Below are 24,976 nucleotides of genomic sequence, written 5' to 3' on the forward strand. Positions count from 1 at the left end.
AGGAGAGACCGATGCGCCTGAAACTGTTCGCGAGCGCCGCATTTACGGTCGCCCTGGCCGGGCCTGCCGCCGGGCAGGCCTATGATCCGAACTATCCGGTGTGCATGCACGTCTTTCAGGGGAAGTTCGGCGGAAGTTATATCGATTGCAGCTTCACCTCGATCCCGCAGTGCCAGGCGTCGGCGTCAGGCCGCGGTGCGATGTGCTCGGAGAATCCGTTCTTCGCGCCGCCGCCACCGCCGAAGCACCGGGCGCACCGCGGACGGCATCGCGCCCACTGATGCGGGCGCACCAGGCCGCTCGAACGCCTGCCGTGGCGGGTCCGGGGGGAGCCGACCCTACCGCTACCTCCGATGGTAGGCGCCGTATCAGGCAGACATTAACGACTCTTCACGATAATGCGGGTTCCCTGACTGTCGGCAAGATCGACACGCGTCTCGAATTCGGTCACAACTAGTGCGACAGTTACGCATTCTATTGCTGGATTTGTCGCGACCGACGCGCGCAACCTCCCCAGGGCAGGGCCTGGCCGGCAGCAATCGTATCGCGTCAAGATTTGCGAAGGAATTCCATGACGGCAAGCTGGGTCAATTCCCTCGTCGACAGCGGCATCAAGTCCGACATGCTCAACTTTGCCGCGGACGGCGTCTTCACCGACGCTGAAGCCATCCAGTTGCTCGCGGATGTCGCCAATCGCGGGAGTGTCACCGCGAATGAGCTGAACTCGCTGCAGCTGATTGCGGCCAATCTGAACAGCGGTCTCTCCACATCGGACTATGTCTCCCATCTTTTCGTCCAGCTCGTCGATGGCAATCCGGCGAACGCCACCTGGACAGGGGGCAGCACTGCTCACATCACGCTCGGCAATCTGCAGGTCGGCACGACGTCGACGCAGATGTCTGAACTGATCGGAAAGTGGTTTCAGGGGACTGATTTTCCGGATCCGACTTTGCCGCCCGATGCAGGCGGGAGCGGCTGGACGTTGCAGGGCTACAGCGCGGTTGTCGGGCCGTTGTATTCTTCGGCGGGCGCGGCCACCGTCAACGACATCTGTCAGGGAGCAGACGGCGATTGCGAGCTGATGTCGGGATTGATCGACGTCGTCGTCTTTCATCCTCAGGTCATGAGTTCCATGATCGTGGACAATGGAAACGGCACCTATGGCGTGCGCTTCTATGTCAATGGTCAGGAGACATGGGAAACCGTCAATGACCAGTTTCCAGTCGTCAGTGGCACCGAACTTGACTATGGCCACAACTATAATGAGCAGCCCACTGCGATGTGGGTTGCCTTGGTGGAAAAGGCCTACGCGCAGCTCAGCGCAACGGGGCAGATCGGGCACCCGGCGGTCAACAGCTACAACAACATCTCTGCGGATCCCCCGACGGACGTCTTCGAGAATCTGACCGACGCGACGAGCGTCAACTATTATCTGAGCAGTTCGTCCTCTTGGTACAGCAACAAGTCCGTCTATATCGCAGCGCTCTCCAGCAACGACGATGTCATCCTCGAGATTCCCTCAACATCTCCGTACACGTACGACACTGCCGGAAATATCCAGCTGGTCCCGGATCACGCTTTCGGCGTCGTCGGCTATGACAGCGCGACGGGCAATTTCATCGTCCGCAATCCATGGGGAAACAGCTATTCCGGTCAAAACTGGGATGTGCAGTTTGAAGTTTCGCTGACGCAGATCGCCAGTGAAGGCGGCGACTTCGTCATCGACAATTCCGGCGCCGTCGACGTCGCGCCGACGGTGGTCGCGTCCAATGTAACCGGTCGCGTGCAGACCTCGGTTGCAGCGTCGTCCATGTTCTATACGACGGGCGGTACGCTGCCCATCATCGCATATGCGCTTTGGAACTCCACGGGCAACGGCCACTTCACCGTGGGTGGGGTGGCGCAGGCGAACGGGGTCGAGATCGACGTCGCTGCCTCACAGTGGTCCAGCATTGCCTACCAGTTCGGTCCCGCGAGCGACCAGCTGTGGGTGGAGGCGTTCAACGGCGTACTCTGGAGCGCCTGGACCCAGTTCACGGCAATCCCGGAAGGGCCGGTGATGACCGTCGTAAGCGTGTCGGCAACGCACGGCCAGAGTTTTGCGGCGTCGTCGCTGTTCACCTACTACGACCCGTTTGGCCTCGCAGCCACCGAATACGATGTCTGGGACAGCGGCACCGGCGGCGGCCACTTTCTTCTGAACGGGGTGGCGCTTGCCGCCAATCAGGACAACTACATCACGGCCGCGCAGCTATCGTCATTGAGCTATCAATCCGGCTCCGGTGTCGACACGCTCTGGATCCGCGCCAACGACAGCACTGTGTGGGGGCAGTGGTCGAGCGCTTTCACCGTCACCGCGCCGGTCGACAGCGGTCCCGTCGCGGCGGTGTCGAACATTGCCGCGGCTCATGGCCAGAGCTATGCAGCCTCGTCCTTGTTCAGCTACAGCGATCCGTTCAACAGTCCTGCAACGCTGTATGACGTCTGGGACAAGGGAACAGGTGGTGGACACTTCGTTCTGAACGGGGTGGCGCTTCCCGCCAACCAGGACAATTACATCACGCCCGCCCAGCTGGCCTCGCTGAGCTATCAATCGGGCTCCGGCAGCGACACGCTCTGGATCCGCGCCAATGACGGCACGGTGTGGGGCGCGTGGTCGAGCCCCTTCACCGTCAATGCTCCCCTCGACAGCGGACCCGTCGAGACGGTGTCGAATATCGTTGCGCCGCACGGCCAGAGCTATGCGGCCTCGTCGCTGTTCACCTACAGCGATCCGTTCAACAGCGCCGCGACCGCGTACGATGTCTGGGACAGCGGCACCGTTGGCGGGAGCTTCCTCCTGAACGGCGTGGCGCTGCCCGCCCAACAGGACAATTACATCACGGCCGCCCAGCTGGCGTCGCTGACCTATCAATCCGGTTCCGGCACCGACACGCTCTGGATCCGCGCCAATGACGGCACGGTGTGGGGCGCGTGGTCGAATGCCTTCACCGTCAATGCTCCCCTCGATAGCGGGCCCGTCGAGACGGTGTCGAACATCGTCGCGCCCCACGGGCAGAGCTATGCGGCTTCGTCATTGTTCACCTACAGCGATCCGTTCAACAGCGCCGCGACCGCGTACGATGTCTGGGATACCGGTACCGTCGGCGGGAGCTTCGTTCTGAACGGCGTGGCGCTGCCGGCCAATCAGGACAATTACATCACGGCCGCCCAGCTGGCCCAGCTGACCTATCAATCGGGCTCCGGTATCGACAAGCTTTGGATCCGCGCCAATGACGGCACCTTGTGGGGAGCGTGGTCGAGCGCCTTCACCGTCAATGCTCCCCTTGATAGCGGACCCGTTGAGACGGTCTCGAGCATCGTCGCGACCCATGGCCAGAGTTATGCGGTCTCGTCGTTGTTCACCTACAGGGATCCGTTCAACAGCGCTGCGACCCAGTATGACGTTTACGACACTGGCACCGGTGGCGGCCACTTCGTTCTCAACGGGGTGTCGCTTGCGCCCAACCAGGACAATTACGTCACGGCAGCCCAGCTGGCGTCGCTGAGCTATCAATCCGGCTCGGGCGCGGACAGGCTGTGGGTCCGCGCGAACGACGGCACCGTCTGGGGATCATGGTCAAGTGCTTTCACCGTGACTGCGCCGGTGGACGCCGGTCCGGTCGTGACCCCGACTAATTCGAGCATGCTGTCCGTTCAAGGCCAGACGTTCTCGGTGTCCTCGCTGTTCACCTATTCGGATCCGTTCGGCAGTTCCGCGACATCGTATGACGTCTGGAATAGCGGAGGCGGCAACGCCTACTTCACGCTGAACGGTGTTGCGCTCGGAGCAAATCAGGACAACGTCGTCTCGGCCTCGCAGCTCTCGCAGCTTGCGTACCATGTCGGATCGGGCACGGATACGCTCTGGATCAAGGCCAATGACGGCACCGTCTGGGGCGCCTGGTCCAGCGCCTTCACGATCAGCGATCCCTCGATCATTCCAGCCGGACAGACCCTCGAGCTTGCGTCTTCGAGCTCAGCGCAAATCTCCTTTGCGTCGAGCTCCGGGACACTGAAGCTCGATGACCCCGCCGGCTTCTCCGGCACCGTCGCCGGCATGACCGGAGCCGACGCGATCGATTTCGCCAATATCAGTTTTGCAGCCGGGCAAACCGTGGGCTTTGCCGGCAACACCGCGGGCGGATCGATCACCGTCTCGGACGGTGTCCATGCCGCCAGCATCGCCTTGCTCGGAAACTACATGGCATCCACCTTCGTCGCTGCGAGCGATGGACATGGCGGCACGAGTATCACGGTGCATCCGGATCAGGTCGCCACGCTTGCCCCGCCGCAACATGCGTGAATGGCGCCACCGCTCCAACGTGCGGCCGTCTGCCTACGACGGCGCGCCCATCGCGTAGGGTTTCAGCACCGCATAGAGGAAATCGTGCGTCGGGGTCGGCACGCCGAGCTTGCGGCCGAGCTCGACCACCTTGCCGCTCAACCACGGAAGTTCGAGCCGGTTGCCGCGCTCGAGATCGAGCGCCATCGACGCCTTCATCGCCGGCGGCGCATGGCCGATGAAGTCGAGCACCTTCGTCAGCGGCTCCGGCGGCAGCTGGATGCCGCTGGCGTGCGCGATGGCGATGATCTCCTCGCAGGCTGACACGAAATACGGGCGCAAATCGGGATCGTCGCGCAGCCTGCCGATCGGTTGTCGTGTGACCGCGGTCATGCCGGCATTGGTGGCGAGGCCGATGAATTTCATCCAGAGCTCGGTGTTGATCTGCTCGCTCAGTGTGGCATCGAACCCGGCCTTCAGGCAGAGCTCGAGCAGCGCCTTGCCGCGCGGCGTGATCCGGCCGTCGAGCTCGCCGAAGATCATCCGCATGAAGGTGCCGACCTGGTTGATCACGCCGGGCTTGATGATCGAGGCGGAGATCTGCGCCACGCCGCCCATCACGGCGTTGCGGCCCAGGATCGGGGTCAGTCGGTCGGGCGCATCGATGCCGTTCTGCAGCGGGATCACGGCGGTGTCGGGACCGACCATCGGCTTGATGTGCTCGCCGGCACTCTCGACGTCCCACAGCTTGACGCAGAACAGCACGATATCGACCGGGCCGACGCTTGCGGGGTCGTCGGTCGCCTGGGGCGGGACCAGGTGGGTTTCGCCGCGGCCTCCCTGTACCTTCAGGCCTTTCGCTGCGCATGGCGGCGAGGTGCGCACCGCGCGCGATGAAGGTGACGTCGGCGCCGGCATGCGCCAGCGCTGCACCAAAACCGCCCCCGACGCCGCCGGCGCCCACCACTGCGATCCGCATGACCCGTCGCTCCTGTCCGACATTCCGGGCGCAGCCTCGGCGATGTCGGAACAATTCTCAAGCCGTCGCACCGTGAAAACTGCGTGACCGCAGCCTGCGCCGGCTTCCTGCGTTGAACTTGCCGGCCCGAACCGCTAAGCCATCCCGGAAGGTTCGGGAGGAATGCGTGGCGATGAAGGGGCCGACGGCGGTCGCGCTTGACGGTGCGACGGTGGCGTTTCGGTTGGCGGATGGGCGGGTCTATACCGCGGTCGAGCAGGCCAATTTTTCGGTCGATCAAGGCGAGTTCGTCGCCATTGTCGGCCCGACCGGATGCGGAAAGTCGACGCTGCTCAACGTTACCGCAGGGCTGTTGAAACCGGCGGCCGGATCGGCGCGGATTTTCGACAAGCCGCTTGCCGGCCTCAACCGCGACGCCGGCTATCTCTTTCAGGCCGATGCGCTGTTCCCCTGGAAGACCGCGATCGACAATGTCGCGATCGGGCTCGAGATCCGGGGCACGCCGCGCAGCGATGCGCTTGCGCGCGCGCAGCAATGGCTGACCTCGGTCGGGCTCGGCGCCTTCGCGGGCCGCTATCCGCACATGCTGTCGGGCGGCCAGCGCAAGCGCGTCGCGCTCGCGCAAGTCCTGATCCGCGATCCGAAGATCCTCTTGATGGACGAGCCGTTCGGCCCGCTCGACGCCCAGACACGGCAGATCATGGGCAATCTGCTGCTGGAGTTATGGACCGCCGACCGCAAGGCGGTGCTGTTCGTCACCCACGATCTCGAGGAGGCGATCGCGCTGGCCGACCGCGTCGTGATCATGTCGGCGGGCCCTTCCGCACGCATCATCGGTGACTGGCGCGTCACGCTGCCGCGGCCGCGCGATATCGCCGAAGTCAGGATGGAGAAGGATTTTCATGCCTTGCACCGCGAGATCTGGGGCATGCTGAAGGACGAAGTGATGAAGGGCTATGTGCAATCGACGCAGGTGGGAGCCGCCTGATGTCGCGCGTCATTTTGCTGGCCCTGCAGATCCTGGTCGCGGTCGTCACGCTGGCGCTCTGGCAGTTGTTTTCCACCGTGCCCGTGTTCGGCAGGGTGCTGCTGCCGCCGTTCTTCTTCTCCAATCCGGTCGACGTCTTCAGCCAAATCGTAAAATGGTTCTCGAGCGGAGTGATCTGGAAGCATCTTGCGATCACCTTGTGGGAATCGATCCTCGCCTTCGTGATCGGTTCGGCCGGCGGCATCCTGGTCGGTTTCTGGTTCGCGCGGCAGCCGCGCGTCGCCGCGGTGTTCGATCCCTATGTGAAGATGGTCAATGCGCTGCCGCGCGTGGTGCTGGCGCCGATCTTCGCGCTGTGGTTCGGGCTCGGCGTCTGGTCCAAGGTCGCGCTCGGCGTGACCCTGGTTTTCTTCATCGTGTTCTTCAACGTCTACCAGGGCGTCAAGGAAGTGCCGACCACCGTGCTCGACAATGGCCGCATGCTCGGCATGAACGAGCGGCAGCTGATGCGCCATGTCTACTGGCCCTCGGCGCTGTCCTGGATGTTCTCCTCGCTGCACACTTCGGTCGGCTTTGCCGTGGTCGGCGCGGTGGTCGGCGAGTATCTCGGCTCGGCGGCCGGCCTCGGCTATCTGATCCAGCAGGCTGAGGGCGTGTTCGACGTCGCCGGCGTGTTCGCCGGCATGTTCGTGCTGTCGGCCTTCGTCATCCTGATCGACATGGCCGTGACGGTAGTCGAGAAGCGACTTTTGGTCTGGCGGCCGGCGGCGGCGGCGCGGGACTAGGACACTTCCGGACGCAAACTGGCGCCGCCGGATCAGGCTTCAGCGACGGCGCTGATCAGCCCGGACATATCCGACCTGGTATGATGGCGAGGCAGTCCCGCGCGCGAACAGTGTCCGCCACGAAATCCGACGCACGCCGATCAGGCACAGGACAAGGACCGCACCCGCGATCACGTCGATGAAATAATGGCCGCCGATGGTGGGCGTCGAGGCGATCACAAGCAGGTTCAGGACGAGGAACGCAGGGAACAGCACCTTCACGCCTCTGCTGGCGTAGATCAGTATGACAGCCAGCGCCGTATGGAAGGATGGAAAGGTGATCAGACCATTCACCTCAGCCAGCGGGATGTGCGTCATCTGGCCGGCGCGTAGCGCGTCGAAATCGGCGAGGTGATATGCGTCGGCGCGGGCGATCACGTCAAACTGAACCCAGGCGCTGGCGGCGGGGAATATCCACGAGATCGGAATGGCCACCAGCAGCGCCATCATGAAGAGCCAGACGAACTCGCCCATCTGTTCGAACCGGCTGCACGCGCTCAGCGACACCAGCAGTACCGCGGTCTGCACCAGGCAGCTATCGTATGCGGTATTGAGGATGCTCTTGATCTCGGGGTGTGCGTCGACCCAATCGAAATAGGCCAGCCAGTCCAGATGCAACGCGCCATCGATCGCGGCGAGCTGGCGATCGACCAACGGGAAATTCGAGGTGACCGTCAGATAGCTCAACACCGCGGCGACCGCCGTGAAGGCGATGAGTTGTGCGCATGCGGTGGCGAGTTCGGCAATGCGTCGATCAGGCCTGAACCAGACGTAGACCAGTGCGAGCGACGCAACGATCGCGAACATGACCGGCTTGGCGGGGGCAACGGCGATCGACATTCCAGATGCGCGGAGCCATACGAGATCGATCCCGGCGATGATGGCGATGACGAGCCACAAGGCTCGTGTCTCGATGACTTGACTGGTCATTCGTTCCTCGTTTCGCAAAGCTGCATCGCACCCGCGCCTTAAAGTTGCATACCTCCAATTCTTAAAAATGAAGCGAATGCCGCGCTCGGCGCGTTCCCTGATGCCATGGTGGGCTTTCCGCGCGGGGATGGTCGGACGAGGAGCCGTCAAGCAATGGTTAACGGCTCATTGCAAACGGCAGTCATCATTTGCGATGGGTGGCCGGCGCCGCCTCCATCAGCTTACGGATCTTCTCCGTCATCTCCGGATCAACGGGATTGTAGACGATCATGCTGAGGTCGGGCCGGCCGTCGACCGCGAACGCCGAATATTCGAACTTGACCGGGCCGAGGTTCGGGTGATGGAGCTGCTTGACGCCCTCGCCATGGGTGCGCACGTCGTTGTCGCGCCACAGCGCCGCAAATTCCGGGCTGAGCCGGCAGAGCTCCTCGACGAACGGTTGCACCTCGGCGGCAGCTCCGGCGCGTGCGGCATCGACCCGGAATGCGCCGACGACGAAGCGCGCCACGCTCGCCCAGTCGTGCTGCGCGGCGCGGACGCGCGGATCCAGGAACATGAACCGCAGCACGTTGCGCTCGCGCGGCGGCAGCGATCCGTAGTCGGTCAGCATCACGGTCGCCGCCCGGTTCCAGGCGACGATATCCCAGGTCGCGGTGCGGATCAGGGCGGGGCGCGGCTCGAGCGCGTCGAGCACGCGTTGCAACCGTGGTGTCACGCCTTCGCTTTTCTTGTAGCGCACCTCAGGCGTGCGGCCGAGGCCGAGCAGGAACAGGTGCTCGCGCTCGACATCGGTCAGCATCAGCGCACGCGCGATGCGGTCGAGCACATCGGCAGATGGTGCGCCGCCGCGGCCCTGTTCGAGCCAGGTGTACCAGGTCGCCGAGATGTTGGCGCGCTGTGCCACTTCCTCGCGGCGCAGGCCCGGCGTGCGCCGCCGCTCCGGCGGAAAGCCGAACACGGCCGGATCGAGCTTGCTGCGTCGGTCCTTCAGGTAGGCGCCGAGCAGGTTCTCTTGTTCGACTGACGCGCTCATGCTGTTAGGAATTATACCATGATAAGGTCACTACTTTAACAGGATAGCGCGCAGGGCCAGACTTGTCTCCAGCAAAACCTGGAGACTTCCTCAATGCGTGTGTTTGTCACTGGTGCCACCGGATTTATCGGCACGCCTGTCGTCAAGGATCTGATCGCCGCCGGACATCAGGTTCTCGGCATGGCCCGTTCGGACGAGGGGGCGAACGCGATCTCTGCCCTTGGCTCGGAGGTTCTTCGCGGCTCGCTCGAGGATCTCGATAGCTTGCGCAAGGCGGCGGCCGCTTCGGATGCCGTCATTCACCTCGGCTTCGTTCACGACTGGTCCAATTTCGCGAAGAGCTGCGAGATCGACCGCCGCGCCATCGAAGCTCTGGGTTATGGTCTGGCCGGATCGGACAGGCCACTGCTCGTAACCGGCGGCCTGGCGGGATTGGCCAAGCCGGGCGAGACCGCGACTGAGGACCAGACGATATCGCCGGATTTCCCGTTTCCCCGCGTGTCGGAACAGACGGCCCTCTCGCTGAAGGGCGTCCGCGCGGCGGCGATGCGCCTTCCCCAGGTCCACGATCCCGTCAGGCAGGGCCTCATCACCCCCTTGATCGCGGTGTACCGCGAGAAGGGCGCGTGCGCCTATCTCGGCGACGGACAGAATCGCTGGCCGGCGGCGCATGTTCTCGACGTGGCACGTCTCTACCGGCTGGCCATCGAAAAGGCTGAGCCGAACGCGAGGTATCACGCCGTCGCGGAAGAAGGGGTCCCGATGCGCGATATTGCCGAAACGATCGGTCGGCGCCTGAAGCTGCCGGTCAAGTCCATCGCCCCGCAGGAGGCGCAGGCCTTCTTTGGCTGGCTCGGCACGTTCGCAGGATACGACATGGCGGCCTCCAGCGAGCAGACGCGCAGCAAGCTCGGATGGCAGCCGACCGGGCCGGGGTTGATTGCCGATCTCGAACAGCTGGTCTTATCCGCACAGTAGGACGCGGCGCTGAGCAAGGGAGGGCGGGGTACGGCTTCGCCTGACCCCGCCCCTGCGCATTCGGCTTACAGCGGGAAGCACCGCATATAGGCCGCGAACAGAGTCTCGTCGCTGTAGCTCACGAGCTCCGTGGCGACCGCGTCGGCCAGTTCGAGGTCGCGGTTCTGGATGCGCAGCCATGCCTGGGTGTCGGCGGTGATGGTCAGGGCCGCGTCGCCGACATGACGTCCCGGCACCACCTGCAGATCCTTGCCCTTGATCACGACCGTCATGTCCAGCGCGCTCGCGCCGGTGAAGCGCAGATGGGTCGTGAAATCGAGGCCGCGCGCCCTGCCGCGCTGAAAGCCCAGCGACAGCGAGAAGATGTAGGACTGGATGCTGCCGGTATGGCGACCGGAGGTGACATGCTGGACCTTCTTGTGCGGAAAGCGCCGCGTCACCGTGTCCTCGGCGTCGGTATCCGGGATCACATAGACGAACTCGTCCTTGTCGATCAGCGGCTGCACCACCTCGGCGAAATGCGCCTCGCGATCATGCAGGAAGGGGCCGATCACGTCTTCGCCGGCCGGGCAGGCCGAGATGCAATAGGCCGCCTTGTAGCCCGGCTTGAACGACAGCGATTGCCAGATGTTCAGCGTCTCGGTGCGCGGCACGCGGGCCCGATAGTCCTTTGCATCTTTCGAATCTGCGACCTTCTCCACCCACTGCGTGAAGTTGCCGAGGAAGTCGTGATAATTGTGGGTGTGGCAGGACAGGAAATCGAAGCCGCCGTCCGGCTTGATGGCGCCGACCGGGCAGGCGGCGACGCACAGCTTGCACTCGAGGCACGGATTGTAGTCGATCGGCTGGTCATAGGCGTCCACCTCGGATCCGAGCAGCACGGTGCCGAGCAGGACGAAGCTGCCGAATTTCGGGTGGATGATGCTGCGATGGATGCCCATCCGCCCGAGCCCGGCTTCGACCGCGATCGGCTTGTGCTGCACCATCATGATCCGCGGCAGGTCCATCTCCATCGGGAAGGCGGCGACCGAATTGCAGGCCGGGATGCCGTGCTCGTCGAGCGCGCGGACGATGGCGCGTGCGGTCTCGTTGACGTGGTCGTAGGTGCCGTGGAATTCCTCGTTGGCGACCGAGCGTGACGGCGAGCGCACCGGCTCGCGGTTCATGTGGCAGGCGATCGCGAGCAGGGAACGCGTCCGGCCATAAACCTTGCGGATGAAGTCGCGCTGCGGCGCGATGGCGGCACGGTCGAACTCGATGATGCCGACGTCATCGGCGCCGCACTCGCGCGCGATGTCCTTGATGAGCTCCGATGACACCGGGACATCGCGGACCGGTTGGCTGCTGCGTGCGCGCACGGCCCTGACCGTGGGGTGATCGTCCAGGCTCATCGTGCTGATCCCTTTTAAATGACGCTCATAATATTAAGGAGCGAGCAGGATCGACGCAAGTGAATTATATGTCATCTATCATGAATGAAGCCGGCGCTCGACCCGCAACCCCCGTCATTGCGAGGAGCGAAGCGACGACGCAATCCATCGGTCCGCATATGCCGAGCGATGGATTGCTTCGCTCCGCTCGCAATGACGCCGAGGAGGTAGCTATCAATCCAGCAGCGTGGTGTCATCCGGCGCCTGCCGCTCCGATCGACAGCGCGGCTGCAAGACGATTCTCGGCGTTTCTCTTGTATCCGCAATGCGAGGCCGCCGCCGCAGGCTTGACCAGCACCCGGAAAGTCGCCTTCTCAAGCTGGGCCTGCTCCTCTATCTTGCCGGCCAATCGAACGGAGGACGTCATGAACAAATGGCTTGGCAAGCTTGCCGGAACGCTGCTGGCGCTGACCCTGTCCACAGGCCTTGCCGCGGCGCAAAGCAAGATCACCATCGCGGTCGGGGGCGGCGCCTGCCTGTGCTATCTGCCCACCGTGCTGGCTAAGCAGCTTGGCGAATACGACAAGGCCGGGCTTGCGGTCGAGCTGGTCGACCTCAAGGGCGGCTCGGATGCGCTCAAGGCGGTGCTCGGCGGCAGCGCCGATGTCGTCTCCGGCTATTTCGATCACTGCGTCAATCTCGCCGCCAAGAAGCAGGAGCTGCAGTCCTTCGTGGTCTATGACCGCTATCCCGGCCTCGTGCTGGTGGTCTCGCCCAAGCACACCGGCGAGATCAATTCGATCAAGGATCTGGCTGGCAAGAAGGTCGGCGTCAGCGCGCCGGGCTCCTCGACCGACTTCTTCCTGAAATACATGCTGAAGAAGAACGGCCTCGATCCGGCCGGCACTGCCGTGATCGGCGTCGGCCTCGGCGCCACCGCGGTGGCCGCGATGGAGCAGGGCCAGATCGACGCTGCGGTGATGCTCGATCCTGCCATCACCGTGCTGCAGGGCAGCCATTCCGATCTCAAGATCCTGAGCGACACCCGCACCCAGCACGACACGCTGGCGGTGTTCGGCGGCGAATATCCCGGCGGGGCGCTCTATTCGACCGCAGCCTGGGTCAACGGCCACGAGAAGGAGGTGCAGGCGCTGACCAATGCCATCATGGCGACGCTGGTGTGGATTCATTCGCACACCGCCGAAGACATCATGGCCAAGATGCCGGACGAGATCGTCGGCAAGGACCGGGCGCAGTATCTCGCGGCGCTGAAGAATACGATCCCAATGTATTCCGAGACCGGCAAGATGGACCCCAAGGGTGCGGAGGCGGTGCTCGCCGTGTTCAGCGAGGGTTCACCCGAAGTGGCAAAGGCCGGCATCGACGTCACCAAGACCTACACCAACAAGTTCATCGATCAGGTCAAGAAGACGACCGGAAGCGCGAAGTAGGCGCGCTGTGCCCGACATGCAAGCTCCGCTCATATGTCGCGTCACCGCGCTCGACCTGGCGTTAGAACGGCGGCCCTGGCCGTTCGCGGACCAGCGCCGCGCCGAGATCGACGCGCATTTCGCCGAGCAGCAGCGATTGAACCCGAGCCTGTGGAACGGCCGCGTCCTGCTCGGGCGCGATCCGGTGTTTGCCGACGGGCGGCTCAGCGCGAGCTACTTCGAGACCGATTTCGCAAGCTTCCTCGCCTGGCGCGATTGGGGCTTTCCCGACAAGGAGGTCTTCAACGGCTTCGGCATGGGCGCACTGCTCTCGAGCGACGGCGCCTTCGTGTGCGGCGTGATGGGTGAGCGGACCGCGAATGCCGGACGCATCTATTTCCCCTCCGGCACGCCCGATCTCGACGACATCAGAGGCGAGACGGTCGATATCGCCGGCAGCGTGATGCGCGAGCTTGAGGAGGAGACCGGGTTGTTGCCGTCGGATTGCCGCGGCGACGCCGATTGGCACTGCATTTACACCGGGCCTGCGCTCGCGATGATGCAGATCCTGCGCGTCGACATGCCCGGTGACGCGCTGCGTACGCGCATCGAGGCCAACGTCGCACGCCAGGAAAATCCCGAGCTTGCCGGCATCCATCTGGTGCGCAGCCGCGCCGATCTCACTGCTGCCATGCCGCGCTTCGTCACCGCGTTCATCGAAACGCAGCTGCCGGCGTAGGGCGCACTCACTCGGGGACGTTTGTGACCAGTACCATCAGTCTTTGGCGGATTCCGGCCCTGAGCAACGGCTGATCATTCGGCCACCTCAACGATCATCTCGACCTCCACGGCATTGTTGAAGGGAAGTCCGGCCATCCCGACGGCAGATCGTGCGTGCTTGCCGGCTGCGGCGCCAAATACCTCCACCATCAAGTCGGAGAATCCGTTTACGACTTTCGGTTGGTCACCAAAGCCGTCGGCCGAATTGACCATCCCGAAGACCTTGACCACGCGCTTCACCCGATCGAGACTTCCAAGTGCGACGCGCACTTTCGCCAACATGATCAGGCCAACCTGACGGGCCGTGTCGTAGCCCTCCTGCACGGTGAGGTCCTTGCCCACCTTGCCCTTGTACTTCCAGTCGGCAGCCGGCGTGTTTCCCGCAAGGAAGAGCAGATTGCCGACCCGGACTGCATCGACGTAATTGGCGACCGGAACAGGCACCGGCGGCAGCGTAATGTTCAACTCCTTCAGTTTGGCCTCGGCGGAGGGTGAATTCTGTGCCACGGCACCGACGAGGCGGCAAGCCATGCTCCCAATCCAAGTAGGCATGCACCGAACCACGAGATGAGTCTCGTTCTGCAAAGCATATGAGTCATGTGTCGCCTCCAATGACAGCTACTTCGCGGCTCTCAGGATAAGGCAGAAACGGCGTTCCTTCTTTCCGTAGTTCTCCGGGCTGCAGGAGATCGGACCGCATTTCGTATCGCCTCGTTGAGGGCAAAGTGGATGCGGCTTTGTGCGTACACATCCTGGCGCCGCGCCACTCCGCCGAAACTTTGCGCAAGCCTGCGCCGCGGCGACGCAGCTATCGCGCTTGACATCATCGGCCGCTCCCCCTGTGATAGGGCAGCACGAAAACAAAAAATGCAGTGCACAATCTCTGGGGAGGGATTCATGCCGGTCAGGAAGACCGCCCGCTGGCTCGCGGGTCTGTCTGTCGCGCTTGCGGCGCTCGGCGTGGCCGGTGCCGCGCAGGCGCAGGACAAGAAGATCAAGATCGGCGTGATCTTCGATCTGACCGGCCCGCTGGCCGGCGGCGGCTCCGAGCTGCAATATACCGGCGTCAAGATCATGCTCGACCATTACGCCCGGACCGGCGTCGAGGGGTACAAGGTCGAAGCCGTCTATGCCGACGCGCAGAGCAAGCCCGACATCGCCATCAACGAAGCCGTCCGCCTGCTCGAGCAGGAAAAGGTCGACATGGTGATGGGCTTCTTCTCCTCGGCACAATGCGTGCCGGTGGCAGCGAGGGTCGACCAGATGAAGAAATTCATGTGGATCACGACCTGCATCTCATCGGGCGTGTTCGACGGCAAGAACTACAAATACGTGTTCCGGCCGCAGGCTGCCGGCAACCAGTACGGCATGATGACGACCGACTTCATCGCGCAATACTCGATGTCGAAGTTCGGCAAGGAGCCGAAGGACCTCCGCGTTGCCATCATCCATGAGGACGGCGCCTATGGCGTCGACGTCGCCAAGGGCAACGAGGCCGGCGCGAAGAAGGCCGGCTTCAACGTCGTGCTCAAGGAGGGCTATTCGGCGACCGCGCCGGACCTGTCGGCGCTGGTCACCAAGCTGAAGCGCGCCAAGCCCGACGTGATCTTCCACACCGGCTACAATCCGGACATTACGCTGTTGTTTCGCCAGGCACGCGAGCAGGGGCTGAAGTTCGGCGCCATCGTCGGCCACGGCGCCGGCTATGGCGTCTACGAGAAGCTGAAGGAAGGCCTCGGCGCCGACGCCAATTATCTCTTCAACACCGACCCGATCTCGATCTGGCTCGCCAACCAGAAGGACATGGATGCCAAGCTGCCGCCGGTCATCGAGATGGTCGGTGAGGAGTTCGATCGGCTGAAGCCCGGCGTGCCGATCCGCTCCGCCCATGTCGGCATCGGCGCGGCCAATGCCTATGTGTTCCTCGACGACGTGCTGCCGCGCGCGATCAAGAAATATGGCGGCGTCGATCCGGACGCGTTGCGCAAGGCCGCGCTCGACACCGACATTCCCGAGGGCGGCACCATGCTCGGCTACGGCGTGAAGTTCTACGGCGAGGGCGAGCAGTACGCCGGGCAGAACGCGCGCTCGTTCCCGGTGGTGCTGCAATATATTGACGACAAATCGTATGTGGTGTGGCCGAAGAGCCAGATGCAGCGCGAGACCGTGCTGCCGCTGCCGGCCGGCACCACCTACAGCTACAAATAGCTCGCTTGCGAAGGGGACGCCGTGCTCGCCGTCGAAGGCCTGGTCAAGCGGTTTGGCGGTTTTCGCGCCGTCAACAACGTGTCGTTCCGCGTCGAGCAGGGCGAGATCCTCGGCCTGATCGGCCCGAACGGCTCGGGCAAGAGCACGATCTTCAACATGCTGTCAGGCACACTGCCGCCGACCGAGGGCTCGATCCTGTTCGACGGCCGCGAGATCGCAGGTCTTTCCCCGCACCGGATCATCGTCGGCGGCATCGGCCGCACCTTCCAGATCCCGCGGCCGTTCCATCGCTTGAGCATGTTCGAGAACGTCGCGCTCGCCGGCTTCTACGGCCAGGGCCGCCACAGCCGCAGCAAGGCCGAGGAGGCGGCCGAACGTGCGCTGGCGATGGTCGGCCTGCCGACCGACCGCCACAGCAGCGTCGAGGGTCTGGGCGCCGCGGGGTTGAAGAAGCTCGAGCTGGCAAAAGCGCTCGCGACCGGGCCGAAATTGTTGCTCGCCGATGAGAGCCTCGGCGGCCTCGACGAGTCCGAGATGGACCAGGCCGCCGACATGCTGCGCCGGATCCGCGACGAACTCGGCATCACCATCATCTGGGTCGAGCACATCATGGGTGTCTTGATGCGGGTGGTCGATCGCGTGATGGTGCTGGATCATGGTGAGAAGATCGCCGAGGGCCTGCCCGCGGAAGTCGCCGGCAATCCACGCGTGATCGAGGTCTATCTCGGCACCGATGCGGATGCGAGCCTGGCTGCCGCCGTCGCCGAGCAGGCGCGCCGCCGGATCGGAGCGTGACCGGCATGCTGGAGCTCCGATCGATCGACGCGGGCTATGGCAGCTTCCAGGTGCTGTTCGACGTCAGCCTCGATGTGAAGGCGGGCGAGGCAGTCGGCGTGATCGGCCCGAACGGCGCCGGCAAGACCACCTTGATGCGGGTGATCTCGGGCCTGATCCGGCCGAGCAGCGGCAAGATATCGATGGAGGGCGCCGACGTCGTCAAAACGCCGGCGCATCGCATCGTCAGCCTCGGGATCGCGCATGTGCCGGAAAACCGCCGGCTGTTTCCGCGGCTCACGGTGGCCGACAATCTAAAGATGGGCGCCTACATGCCCGGCGCCCGCGCGCACTACGCCGAGCGGCTGGAGTTCGTGTTCGAGCTGTTCCCGCGCATGAAGGAGCGACGTCACCAGATGGCCGGGACGATGTCGGGTGGCGAGCAGCAGATGTGCGCGATCGGCCGGGCGCTGATGTCGAACCCGAAACTGCTGCTGCTCGACGAGCCGTCGGCCGGGCTCGCACCGGTCGTGGTGCAGCAGGTGTTCGAGCTGGTCAGGCGCATCCGCTCGAGCGGGCTGACGGTCTTGATCGTCGAGCAGAACGTGCAGCAGGTGCTGCGCGTGGTCGACCGCGCCTACCTGCTGGAAGCCGGCAGCATCCGCGCCGCCGGCACCGCGGCGGAGCTCGCCGCCAGCGATACGATCAAGCAGGCGTATCTCGGGGTGTAGGGGATGATGAGATCACATCTGGCAGGCGTGTTCACGCCGTTTCCCGTCATCCTGAGGAGCGGCGTTAGCCGCGTCTCGAAGGATCGACGGCCACCAGCCGGGCCGTACATCCTTCAAGACGCCGCCTCGCGGCTCCTCAGGATAACGGGAACGCGTGACGTCGCAGTCTAGGGGGCAGAGCATCCATGCAATCCTTCCTCAACATCTTCGACATCTACCTGCTGGAAGCCGTGATCAACGGCATCCTGCTCGGCGGCGTGCTGGCGCTGCTGGCGCTCGGGCTCAACCTGATCTTCGGCGTCATCGACGTCACCTGGATCTGCTACGCGGAGCTCGTGATGATCGGCATGTACGGCATGTACTATCTCGTGCAGGTGTTTCATCTGCCGTACTGGGCCGCCGCGCCGCTGGTCATCCTGCTGGTCGCGCTGCTCGGGGCCGCGCTGCATTTCCTGGTCATCGCGCCGCTGTTGACCGCGCCGCCGATCAACCAGCTGCTCGCCACCGGCGGGGTGCTGTTCATCCTGCAGAGTTTTGCCACCGTCGCCTTTGGCATCGACTTCCGCAACCTCGGCATCCGCCTGCCGGTGCTGGCGTTCGGCGAGATGAACTTCAGCTACGCACGACTATTATCGTTCGGCGCGGCGCTGGTCGGCATGGTCGGCGTCTATCTGTTCCTGACCCGCACCTTCACCGGCACCGCGATCCGGGCCATCGCGCAGGACCGCCAGATCATGCCGCTGATGGGCGTCGATCCCAAGCGCATCTATCTCGTCACCTCGGCGATCGGCGGCGGGCTCGCCGGCCTCGCGGCGTGCCTCCTGGTGCTGCAATATGACGTGCACCCGTTCGTCGGGCTGTCGTTCGGGCCGATCACCTTCCTGATCTGCGTGCTCGGCGGCCTCGGCAATTTCATCGGCGGTTTCATCGCGGCCTTCGTGTTCGCCGAGATCATCTCGCTCGGCGGCCTGTTCTCCGATCTCGAATGGGGCTACGTGCTGGCGTTCGCCTTCTTCATCGTCATGATGTTCATCCGGCCCGCGGGCCTGCTTGCGAGGCGCTCGTGAACAGGCAGGCCGCCTTCTGGATCATCGCGCTGCTTGCGCTCGTCGCGCTGCCTTTCGTGCACCGCGATCCCTATCATCTGCACGTGCTGGTGCTGATCCTGATCTGGTCGTTCGCCTATACGTCGTGGTCGATCATGGGCCGCTTCGGCCTGGTCTCGCTCGGCCATGGCGGCTTCATGGGCATCGGCGCCTATGTCACCGCGCTGCTGTGGAATCAGCTCGGCGTCTCGCCCTGGATCGGGATTCCCCTGAGCATGGCGACCGCCGGTGTGCTCGCGCTGGTCGTCGCCTATCCCTGCTTCCGCTTCCGTATCACCGGGCATTATTTCGTGCTGGTGACCCTGGCACTGTCCGGCATCGTGCTGCAGGTCATCACCGCGACCCGCGACTATACCGGCGGCTCGCTCGGCTACACGCCGCAGCGCGCCCCGAGCGGCAAGGGGCTGTTCGCGCTGCAATTCGACGACAAGATCACCTGGTATCTGATCGCGCTCGCGGTCTGGGTCGCCGGCCTCGTGATCTGGCGCGCGATCGACCGCAGCATGATCCGCCATGCCATGGAGGCGATCTCGGAGGACGAGGATGCGGCAGCCGCGGCTGGCGTCAACGTCACTGCCGAGAAGCTGAAGATCACCCTGATCAGCGCGCTGATGACCGCGCTCGCGGGCGCGCTGTATTGCCAGTACCAGATGTTCATCTCGCCGGACACGGTGAGCGGCATCGCGGTCTCCCTGCAGATGGTGTTCGCGGCGATCGTCGGCGGCGTCTATGTCGCGCTGGGACCGACGGTCGGCGCCGTCATCACCATCGTGCTGGCCGAGGTGCTGCGCATCTCGTTCGGCACCAAGGCGGTCGGCTGGGACAACCTGGTCTATGGCGTGCTGCTGGTGCTCTTCATCATCTTCCTGCCCAAGGGCATTCTTGGTAGCGTGATCGACCGGATCAAATCGCCACGCAAGCCGTCGAGAGGCCATGAGCAGCAAACCGTCCCCATCGCTCGCCGATGAACTGAAACCCTATATCGCGCCGTTCCGCTTCGACGGCTCGGGCGAATTTCACCTCAAGTCGTACCCGACCGCCGAGAAGGGCGGCATCGACAAGGAAGCCGGCGGCAAGATCATCGAGGCCAACCGCACGCGGCTCAACGACTTCCAGGAGAAGCTCTACGCCCAGGACCGCTGGTCGCTGCTCTTGATCTTCCAGGGCATGGACGCCGCCGGCAAGGACAGCGCGATCAAGAGCGTGTTCGAGGGCGTCAATCCGCAGGGCTGCGAGGTCTCCTCGTTCAAGCAGCCCTCGACCAAGGAACTCGACCACGATTACATGTGGCGCGCCATGATCGCGCTGCCGGAGCGCGGCCGCATCGGCATCTTCAACCGCTCTTATTACGAGGAGTGCCTGGTCGTGCGCGTGCACGCCGAAGTGCTGGCCAAGCAGAAGATCCCGAAACGTCTCGTCACCAAGAACATCTGGCGCTGGCGCTTCGAGGACATCTCGGCGATCGAGCGCTATCTGTCGCGCAACGGCACGGTGATCCTGAAGTTCTTCCTGCATGTCTCCAAGGAGGAGCAGCGCCGGCGCTTCCTCGACCGACTGGAGCAGCCGGCCAAGAACTGGAAGTTCTCGATGGCCGACGTGTCCGAACGCGCGCTATGGGCCAAGTATCAGGCCGCCTATCAGGACATGATCCACCACACCGCAACCAAGGAGGCACCGTGGCACATCGTGCCCGCCGACCACAAATGGTTCGCTCGCGTCGTGATCGGCTCGACCATCGTCAATGCGCTCGACAGGCTGGATCTGAAATTCCCCGAGGTCGACAAGGCCGACTTAAGCGAATTCAAGCGCGTCCGCGCGGCGCTGGAGGCGGAAGGCAAGGGCGCAGCGGAGAACAAGGCGGCCGCCAAGAAGTAACGGCCGAGCCGACCTGTCAAGCTGCCATGTCGAACGGCGGCAGCGGGCAACCCCGCCGGGGGAACCCTGCCGCCTGTGCGTGCCTGACTCGCGCGCGACGTTGAGTGCAGCAGCCCTCGCTAGCCCTTCCGCGACGGCATCCACGCGGACAGCAGATAGAACCCGATCGCGACGATCAGCAGATAGCGGAAGCCGAGCAGGGTCGAGCACGACTCGGCGAGGCCGCCGATGACGGATCCCGCGATGTTGGAGCCGAACGCCTGATCGGGATTGGCTTCGTCGCGGAACGAGCGGGCGAAGATCACGCCGGCGAAGAACATCGGGCCGAGCGCCAGTGCGCACGGGATCGCGTAGCGCCAGACGATGCCGCCGCTGAGAAACGTGTCCAGCGGCACCAGCACCGAGACCGCCAGCAGCGCCAGCAGCCCGGCATAGTGCCGCGCCAGCCGGATCGACGGCACCTTGATCACGTACAGATTGGCGGCGAGGATCAGCAGCAGCGCGGTGAAGAACACCGCCGAGTTGACCAGCCAGGTGCTGCCGAACAGCAGCGCCATCTGCACCACGGCCTTGGTCTCGAGCAGCATGAAGGCCGCGCCGAGGAAGAACATCCGGTTGTTTGGCCGCCAGGCGCCCTTCGGCTTGAACAGGTAGACGAGGCCGAGCCCGAGCACGCCGAGCAGGATCATCGAGCGAACCGTCAGGTCGGGGATCAGCCTGCCGCTGACATAGAGGAACGGCCAGTCGTCGCTGGTCGATTGCCTCGCGCCTTCATTGTCGACCACCAGTCTGGCCGGCGCCAGCGGCACCCAGTCGCCGTGCGGGGCGGCTGCCTTGTCCTGCACTTTTTCCTGCGGCTTGTCGAAGCCGTCGACCGACAGGTTCTCCGGCGGAAGGCTGTTCAGCCAGAACTGGCCGCGGTCGCGGAACGCGGTGGGGATGCGCGGATTGCAACCCGCGATGATGGTGGTGAAGCCGACCGCTTCGGACGAGGTCAGCGTCTCCTTGTAGGGCAGCGGCAACACCAGCGGATCGCAGCCGAACACCTGCTTCGCCATCTCGGCGACGCGCTGCACGATCCAGCCCTGGCGATAGTAGTTGTACATCACGAAGACGCCGTCCTGCTTCAGCACGCGGCGGACGTCCTGGAACGCCTGTTCGGTGAACAGATAGCTTTCGAGACGGATGTTGGCGTAGCCGCTGTGCAAGATCAGCGAGTCGACCAGCGCATACACCACCAGATCGTATTTGCGTTCGGTGGTGCGCAGGAAATGCCGGCCGTCGTCGAGATGCGGCACCACCCGCGGGTCCTGATACGGCTTGTCAGGATGGTTGTGGATGCCGATGTCCTGGATCACGGGATCGATCTCGACCGCGTCGATGCGCTCGACGCCGAAGCGCAAGGCGTGCGCGAGGTCGTTGCCGGAACCGGCCCCGATGATCATGACGTCCTTGAACGGCGCGCCGCCGCTGTGCTTTTGCAGCAGGTGGATCAGCGAATAGGACGAGCCGCGTTCGCTGAACGGCATCATTTCCTGATGGCCGATGCTGTTGACGGTGATCACGCTGTTCGATTTGTTGAGGTCGACGGCGTAATAGGGCGACCAGCGGATGTCGTGGCTGCCGGAACGATCGGTGTAGAAAGCGGTGAATCCGACCACGACGATGATCGTCACGAGGCGCAGCAGTGACAGCGCCTTGTCCTGGTAGAGCAAATAGACGATGCCGGCGCAGCTGATGCCGAACCAGACCACCGGCGGCGCCTGCGCGAACGACAGCAGCGAGAACCCGACGATGCCAGCGAGGCTGCCGCCGATATTCAGCGAATAGCCGGCGACGCGGTTGGCGTAGGCGTCGAAGGCGCGGCCGAGCGTCTGGCCGAGGCCGACGAACATCAGCGCGATCAGCACGAAGAACAGTCCGGCGATCGCCTCGATCGGCACGACGAACTTGGCGAGATCGGGGTTGCGATACTCGGTGCCGAAGAACACTTCCTGCGGCGAGGCCTGGTGGCCGACGTCGACCGCGAACTGGCCCCAGTTGGAATACAGCATCATGATCGTGACCACGGCAGCGAAGGTCACCAGGGCGAGCCCCGGGAACAGCGCAAGCCAGTTGGTGTTCCGCCGAGCGGCAAGGCAGCCGCAGGACATGCCGAGGAAGGCTGCCAGCAGCACGATGTTGGTGAAGAATTGCAGGAACACGACCTTGGCCGAGAACCAGCGGATGCAGGCCAGCTCGAGAAACAGGATCAGGAATCCGACCAGGAAGAGATTGAAGCCGGCTTGGCGCTGATTGGGCCCTTCGGCCAGGTTCGTCGCGGGCATGATCCTGATAACTCCTTAACCAACCAAAGGACGCGCCCTTAACTCCCGGTCGCCGCCGGACACTAGATGCAACCAGTTGAGCAAAGATTGACTTACCCGGCCGCGTGCGCGCCGCGATTGCCATCGACGTCACGCAAGGTAAACGTTCGCTATTTTCAGCGCGGCCTTCATCGTCGCGACGGCTCGCGCCGCCGAGTCCGCGTCCGCGCGAGTTGCTCATCGAGAGATGAGTGGACGTGAGGTGAGCACACTGGTTTGGCTGTCTCCCCCTTGCGGAGAGGGAAACCCCTCCGCCGGTGCGTTCCTGCCAGCCGGCGGGCCTCATGCGCCACGATAGGTCAACCCAGCTGACCATCTTTACCCATTGCGGCGGCTTGCCATAATCGTCTAGAACGACGGCGTCCAAGCGCTCCCGGCAACCAACCGTCAACGGTTTTGCCCGAGGATTTCGGCGCTCAACAGGGTCTGGCAATGCTGATTCGCGGCCAAATCGATCGGATTTCGGGGGAGGTGGCCCAGGCTACCGCCACGATCCCGGCCGGAACGCCCACCCTGCTTATTGGCGGCCTGCTTCTTACCTGCCCCTGAGGGCCGGCTGGGCGTTTGCGCCTGGGCACTCAGGGGTTTGTACCAGATCACCGGACCCTGATAATCGCCCAACCAATCGCTCAAAGCAGCAATGACGGGCGCCAAAGTTTAAAGGAATTTCTGACATGGCCACCGCTAACAAGTCCGAGAAGGACCGCGTCATCATTTTCGACACCACCCTGCGCGACGGCGAGCAGTGCCCCGGCGCCACCATGACTTTCGAGGAGAAGCTCGAGGTCGCCGAGTTGCTGGACGATATGGGTGTTGACGTCATCGAGGCCGGCTTCCCGATCACCTCGGAAGGCGACTTCCAGGCGGTCAGCGAGATCGCCCGCCGCTCCAAGAACTCGGTCATCGCGGGCCTGTCCCGCGCCCATCCGGCCGACATCGATCGCTGTGCCGAAGCCGTCAAGTTCGCCCGCCGCGGCCGCGTCCATACCGTGATCGCGACCTCGCCGCTGCATATGCGGGTGAAGTTGAACAAGACCCCCGAGGAGGTCATCGAGACCTCGGTTGCGATGGTCGCCCGCGCCCGCAACCAGATCGACGACGTCGAATGGTCGGCCGAGGACGGCACCCGCAGCGAGATGGACTATCTGTGCCGGATCGTCGAAGCCGTGATCAAGGCCGGCGCCACCACGGTGAACATTCCTGACACCGTCGGCTACACCGTGCCGGAGGAATACACACATTTCATGCGCACGCTGATCGAGCGTGTGCCGAACTCCGACAAGGCGATCTTCTCGGTGCACTGCCACAACGACCTCGGCATGGCGGTCGCGAATTCGCTGGCCGGCATCGTCGGCGGCGCGCGGCAGGTCGAGTGCACCGTCAACGGCATCGGCGAGCGCGCCGGCAATGCCGCGCTGGAAGAGATTGTGATGGCGATCAACGTGCGGAACGACAAGTTTCCGTACTGGAACAAGATCGACACCACGCAGTTGACCCGCGCCTCGAAGGTGGTGTCGGCCGCGACCTCGTTCCCGGTGCAGTACAACAAGGCGATCGTCGGCCGTAACGCGTTCGCGCATGAGAGCGGCATCCATCAGGACGGCGTGCTGAAGGACGCCTCGACCTACGAGATCATGCGGCCCGAGATGGTCGGCCTGAAACAGTCCTCGCTGGTGCTCGGCAAGCATTCCGGCCGCCACGCCTTCATCCACAAGCTGGAGGAGCTGGGCTACAAGCTCGGCGCCAACCAGCTGGAAGATGCCTTTACGCGGATGAAGGCGCTGGCCGACCGCAAGAAGGACATCTACGACGAGGACATCGAGGCGCTGGTCGACCAGGAGATGGCGGCCGCGCACGACCGCATCAAGCTGACCTCGCTGACCGTGATCGCCGGCACCCATGGCCCGCAGCGCGCGACCATGAAGCTCGACGTCGACGGCCAGATCAAGATCGAGGAGGCCGAGGGCAACGGTCCGGTCGATGCCGTGTTCAACTGCATCAAGCGCCTGGTGCCGCACGAGGCCAAGCTGGAGCTCTACCAGGTCCACGCGGTGACCGAAGGCACCGACGCGCAGGCCGAGGTGTCGGTGCGTCTCGCGCACGAAGGCCGCTCGATGACCGCGCGCGCCGCCGATCCGGACACGCTGGTGGCGTCCGCAAAGGCCTATCTCGGCGCGCTGAACAAGATCGTGATGAAGCGCCAGCGCGACGTCCCGGCGACCAAGGTCGCGGGCTGACCGTTCGCCCGATCAACGCATTCGGAAACGCGGCGCCTCGGCG

The 24,976-nt window shown here is 63.9% G+C and carries 21 protein-coding genes and 1 pseudogene; 14 read left to right on the top strand and 8 right to left on the bottom strand.

Annotation, left to right across the window (positions count from 1 at the left end; translation table 11 throughout):
• The first annotated feature begins 11 nt into the window (after positions 1 to 11).
• Both ACVISU_RS32390 and ACVISU_RS32395 read left to right on the top strand, forming a co-directional pair.
• Positions 12 to 281 (top strand): DUF3551 domain-containing protein, encoded by a 270-nt coding sequence (locus ACVISU_RS32390; protein ID WP_456709627.1) that lies wholly within the window; start codon positions 12 to 14, stop codon positions 279 to 281.
• Positions 282 to 571: 290 nt separating this feature from the next.
• On the top strand, positions 572 to 4,345 hold the full coding sequence (locus ACVISU_RS32395) for a C2 family cysteine protease (RefSeq protein ID WP_456709628.1): 3,774 nt from the start codon (positions 572 to 574) through the stop codon (positions 4,343 to 4,345).
• 33 nt (positions 4,346 to 4,378) lie between these two features.
• Here the strand turns inward: ACVISU_RS32395 and ACVISU_RS32400 are convergent, their stop codons facing one another.
• Together ACVISU_RS32400 and ACVISU_RS32405 are read right to left on the bottom strand one after the other, a co-directional pair.
• On the bottom strand, positions 4,379 to 5,242 hold the full coding sequence (locus ACVISU_RS32400) for a ketopantoate reductase family protein (protein ID WP_456710948.1): 864 nt from the start codon (positions 5,240 to 5,242) through the stop codon (positions 4,379 to 4,381).
• A pseudogene (locus ACVISU_RS32405) lies at positions 5,235 to 5,303 on the bottom strand (hypothetical protein); the annotation flags it as partial. The gene ACVISU_RS32400 and the pseudogene ACVISU_RS32405, both read right to left, overlap by 8 nt.
• A 172-nt stretch (positions 5,304 to 5,475) precedes the next feature.
• Here ACVISU_RS32405 and ACVISU_RS32410 point away from each other — a divergent pair.
• Positions 5,476 to 6,291 (top strand): ABC transporter ATP-binding protein, encoded by an 816-nt coding sequence (locus ACVISU_RS32410; protein WP_456710949.1) that lies wholly within the window; start codon positions 5,476 to 5,478, stop codon positions 6,289 to 6,291.
• On the top strand, positions 6,291 to 7,076 hold the full coding sequence (locus tag ACVISU_RS32415) for an ABC transporter permease (protein WP_456709629.1): 786 nt from the start codon (positions 6,291 to 6,293) through the stop codon (positions 7,074 to 7,076). The genes ACVISU_RS32410 and ACVISU_RS32415 overlap by 1 nt, the downstream gene beginning before the upstream one ends.
• A gap of 39 nt (positions 7,077 to 7,115) precedes the next feature.
• Here ACVISU_RS32415 and ACVISU_RS32420 read toward each other — a convergent pair whose 3' ends face one another.
• Together ACVISU_RS32420 and ACVISU_RS32425 are read right to left on the bottom strand one after the other, a co-directional pair.
• Positions 7,116 to 8,015 (bottom strand): phosphatase PAP2 family protein, encoded by a 900-nt coding sequence (locus tag ACVISU_RS32420; protein ID WP_063695373.1) that lies wholly within the window; start codon positions 8,013 to 8,015, stop codon positions 7,116 to 7,118.
• 214 nt (positions 8,016 to 8,229) lie between these two features.
• Positions 8,230 to 9,078: a helix-turn-helix transcriptional regulator gene (locus ACVISU_RS32425; RefSeq protein ID WP_050401868.1), complete on the bottom strand. Its 849-nt coding sequence runs from the start codon at positions 9,076 to 9,078 to the stop codon at positions 8,230 to 8,232.
• Positions 9,079 to 9,171: 93 nt separating this feature from the next.
• Here ACVISU_RS32425 and ACVISU_RS32430 point away from each other — a divergent pair, with 93 nt between their 5' ends.
• Positions 9,172 to 10,056: an SDR family oxidoreductase gene (locus ACVISU_RS32430; protein WP_456709630.1), complete on the top strand. Its 885-nt coding sequence runs from the start codon at positions 9,172 to 9,174 to the stop codon at positions 10,054 to 10,056.
• 65 nt (positions 10,057 to 10,121) lie between these two features.
• On the opposite strand, the gene ACVISU_RS32435 is transcribed toward ACVISU_RS32430, so the two are convergent.
• Entirely contained in the window at positions 10,122 to 11,447 is a 1,326-nt protein-coding gene (locus tag ACVISU_RS32435) for a 4Fe-4S binding protein (protein ID WP_456709631.1), read from the bottom strand.
• A 232-nt stretch (positions 11,448 to 11,679) separates the two neighbouring features.
• Positions 11,680 to 11,853 (bottom strand): hypothetical protein, encoded by a 174-nt coding sequence (locus ACVISU_RS32440; protein ID WP_172803548.1) that lies wholly within the window; start codon positions 11,851 to 11,853, stop codon positions 11,680 to 11,682.
• Between ACVISU_RS32440 and ACVISU_RS32445 the strand changes: the two genes are divergently transcribed.
• Together ACVISU_RS32445 and ACVISU_RS32450 are read left to right on the top strand one after the other, a co-directional pair.
• Positions 11,852 to 12,877, top strand: a complete 1,026-nt coding sequence (locus tag ACVISU_RS32445; RefSeq protein ID WP_456709632.1) for an ABC transporter substrate-binding protein — start codon at positions 11,852 to 11,854, stop codon at positions 12,875 to 12,877. The genes ACVISU_RS32440 and ACVISU_RS32445 overlap by 2 nt on opposite strands.
• Positions 12,878 to 12,893: 16 nt before the next feature.
• Positions 12,894 to 13,595, top strand: a complete 702-nt coding sequence (locus ACVISU_RS32450; RefSeq protein ID WP_456709633.1) for an NUDIX hydrolase — start codon at positions 12,894 to 12,896, stop codon at positions 13,593 to 13,595.
• 74 nt (positions 13,596 to 13,669) lie between these two features.
• On the opposite strand, the gene ACVISU_RS32455 is transcribed toward ACVISU_RS32450, so the two are convergent.
• Positions 13,670 to 14,167 carry a RidA family protein gene (locus tag ACVISU_RS32455; protein WP_456709634.1) on the bottom strand — a complete coding sequence of 166 codons (498 nt, stop codon included), beginning with the start codon at positions 14,165 to 14,167 and terminating at the stop codon, positions 13,670 to 13,672.
• 366 nt (positions 14,168 to 14,533) lie between these two features.
• Between ACVISU_RS32455 and ACVISU_RS32460 the strand changes: the two genes are divergently transcribed.
• From ACVISU_RS32460 to ACVISU_RS32485, 6 genes are all read left to right on the top strand, one after another.
• A complete protein-coding gene (locus ACVISU_RS32460) occupies positions 14,534 to 15,844 on the top strand; it encodes an ABC transporter substrate-binding protein (protein WP_456709635.1) in 1,311 nt (436 codons plus the stop codon).
• Between the two features lie 21 nt (positions 15,845 to 15,865).
• Positions 15,866 to 16,639: an ABC transporter ATP-binding protein gene (locus tag ACVISU_RS32465; protein ID WP_456709636.1), complete on the top strand. Its 774-nt coding sequence runs from the start codon at positions 15,866 to 15,868 to the stop codon at positions 16,637 to 16,639.
• Positions 16,640 to 16,644: 5 nt separating this feature from the next.
• Positions 16,645 to 17,349, top strand: coding sequence for an ABC transporter ATP-binding protein (locus ACVISU_RS32470; RefSeq protein ID WP_456710950.1), 705 nt, complete (start codon positions 16,645 to 16,647; stop codon positions 17,347 to 17,349).
• A 185-nt stretch (positions 17,350 to 17,534) separates the two neighbouring features.
• Entirely contained in the window at positions 17,535 to 18,416 is an 882-nt protein-coding gene (locus tag ACVISU_RS32475) for a branched-chain amino acid ABC transporter permease (protein WP_456709637.1), read from the top strand.
• Positions 18,413 to 19,423, top strand: a complete 1,011-nt coding sequence (locus ACVISU_RS32480) for a branched-chain amino acid ABC transporter permease (RefSeq protein WP_456709638.1) — start codon at positions 18,413 to 18,415, stop codon at positions 19,421 to 19,423. Before ACVISU_RS32475 ends, ACVISU_RS32480 begins: the two co-directional genes overlap by 4 nt.
• Positions 19,389 to 20,330, top strand: coding sequence for a polyphosphate kinase 2 family protein (locus ACVISU_RS32485; protein ID WP_456709639.1), 942 nt, complete (start codon positions 19,389 to 19,391; stop codon positions 20,328 to 20,330). The genes ACVISU_RS32480 and ACVISU_RS32485 overlap by 35 nt, the downstream gene beginning before the upstream one ends.
• A gap of 119 nt (positions 20,331 to 20,449) precedes the next feature.
• Here the strand turns inward: ACVISU_RS32485 and ACVISU_RS32490 are convergent, their stop codons facing one another.
• Positions 20,450 to 22,657: a spermidine synthase gene (locus tag ACVISU_RS32490; protein WP_456709640.1), complete on the bottom strand. Its 2,208-nt coding sequence runs from the start codon at positions 22,655 to 22,657 to the stop codon at positions 20,450 to 20,452.
• Between the two features lie 713 nt (positions 22,658 to 23,370).
• Here ACVISU_RS32490 and ACVISU_RS32495 point away from each other — a divergent pair.
• Positions 23,371 to 24,933 carry a 2-isopropylmalate synthase gene (locus ACVISU_RS32495; RefSeq protein ID WP_456709641.1) on the top strand — a complete coding sequence of 521 codons (1,563 nt, stop codon included), beginning with the start codon at positions 23,371 to 23,373 and terminating at the stop codon, positions 24,931 to 24,933.
• Positions 24,934 to 24,976: the final 43 nt, after the last annotated feature.

It is taken from the genome of Bradyrhizobium sp. USDA 4452, from assembly GCF_054063575.1.

Coding starts and splice junctions, on each gene's coding strand:
- ACVISU_RS32495 (WP_456709641.1), top strand. CDS start 23,371: ATGGCCACCGCTAACAAGTCCGAGAAGGACCGCGTCATCATTTTCGAC.
- ACVISU_RS32395 (WP_456709628.1), top strand. CDS start 572: ATGACGGCAAGCTGGGTCAATTCCCTCGTCGACAGCGGCATCAAGTCC.
- ACVISU_RS32430 (WP_456709630.1), top strand. CDS start 9,172: ATGCGTGTGTTTGTCACTGGTGCCACCGGATTTATCGGCACGCCTGTC.
- ACVISU_RS32485 (WP_456709639.1), top strand. CDS start 19,389: ATGAGCAGCAAACCGTCCCCATCGCTCGCCGATGAACTGAAACCCTAT.
- ACVISU_RS32450 (WP_456709633.1), top strand. CDS start 12,894: ATGCAAGCTCCGCTCATATGTCGCGTCACCGCGCTCGACCTGGCGTTA.
- ACVISU_RS32470 (WP_456710950.1), top strand. CDS start 16,645: ATGCTGGAGCTCCGATCGATCGACGCGGGCTATGGCAGCTTCCAGGTG.
- ACVISU_RS32410 (WP_456710949.1), top strand. CDS start 5,476: ATGAAGGGGCCGACGGCGGTCGCGCTTGACGGTGCGACGGTGGCGTTT.
- ACVISU_RS32475 (WP_456709637.1), top strand. CDS start 17,535: ATGCAATCCTTCCTCAACATCTTCGACATCTACCTGCTGGAAGCCGTG.
- ACVISU_RS32490 (WP_456709640.1), bottom strand. CDS start 22,657: ATGCCCGCGACGAACCTGGCCGAAGGGCCCAATCAGCGCCAAGCCGGC.
- ACVISU_RS32440 (WP_172803548.1), bottom strand. CDS start 11,853: ATGACGTCCTCCGTTCGATTGGCCGGCAAGATAGAGGAGCAGGCCCAG.
- ACVISU_RS32425 (WP_050401868.1), bottom strand. CDS start 9,078: ATGAGCGCGTCAGTCGAACAAGAGAACCTGCTCGGCGCCTACCTGAAG.
- ACVISU_RS32460 (WP_456709635.1), top strand. CDS start 14,534: ATGCCGGTCAGGAAGACCGCCCGCTGGCTCGCGGGTCTGTCTGTCGCG.
- ACVISU_RS32415 (WP_456709629.1), top strand. CDS start 6,291: ATGTCGCGCGTCATTTTGCTGGCCCTGCAGATCCTGGTCGCGGTCGTC.
- ACVISU_RS32455 (WP_456709634.1), bottom strand. CDS start 14,167: ATGGCTTGCCGCCTCGTCGGTGCCGTGGCACAGAATTCACCCTCCGCC.
- ACVISU_RS32400 (WP_456710948.1), bottom strand. CDS start 5,242: ATGCCGGCGCCGACGTCACCTTCATCGCGCGCGGTGCGCACCTCGCCG.
- ACVISU_RS32390 (WP_456709627.1), top strand. CDS start 12: ATGCGCCTGAAACTGTTCGCGAGCGCCGCATTTACGGTCGCCCTGGCC.
- ACVISU_RS32445 (WP_456709632.1), top strand. CDS start 11,852: ATGAACAAATGGCTTGGCAAGCTTGCCGGAACGCTGCTGGCGCTGACC.
- ACVISU_RS32435 (WP_456709631.1), bottom strand. CDS start 11,447: ATGAGCCTGGACGATCACCCCACGGTCAGGGCCGTGCGCGCACGCAGC.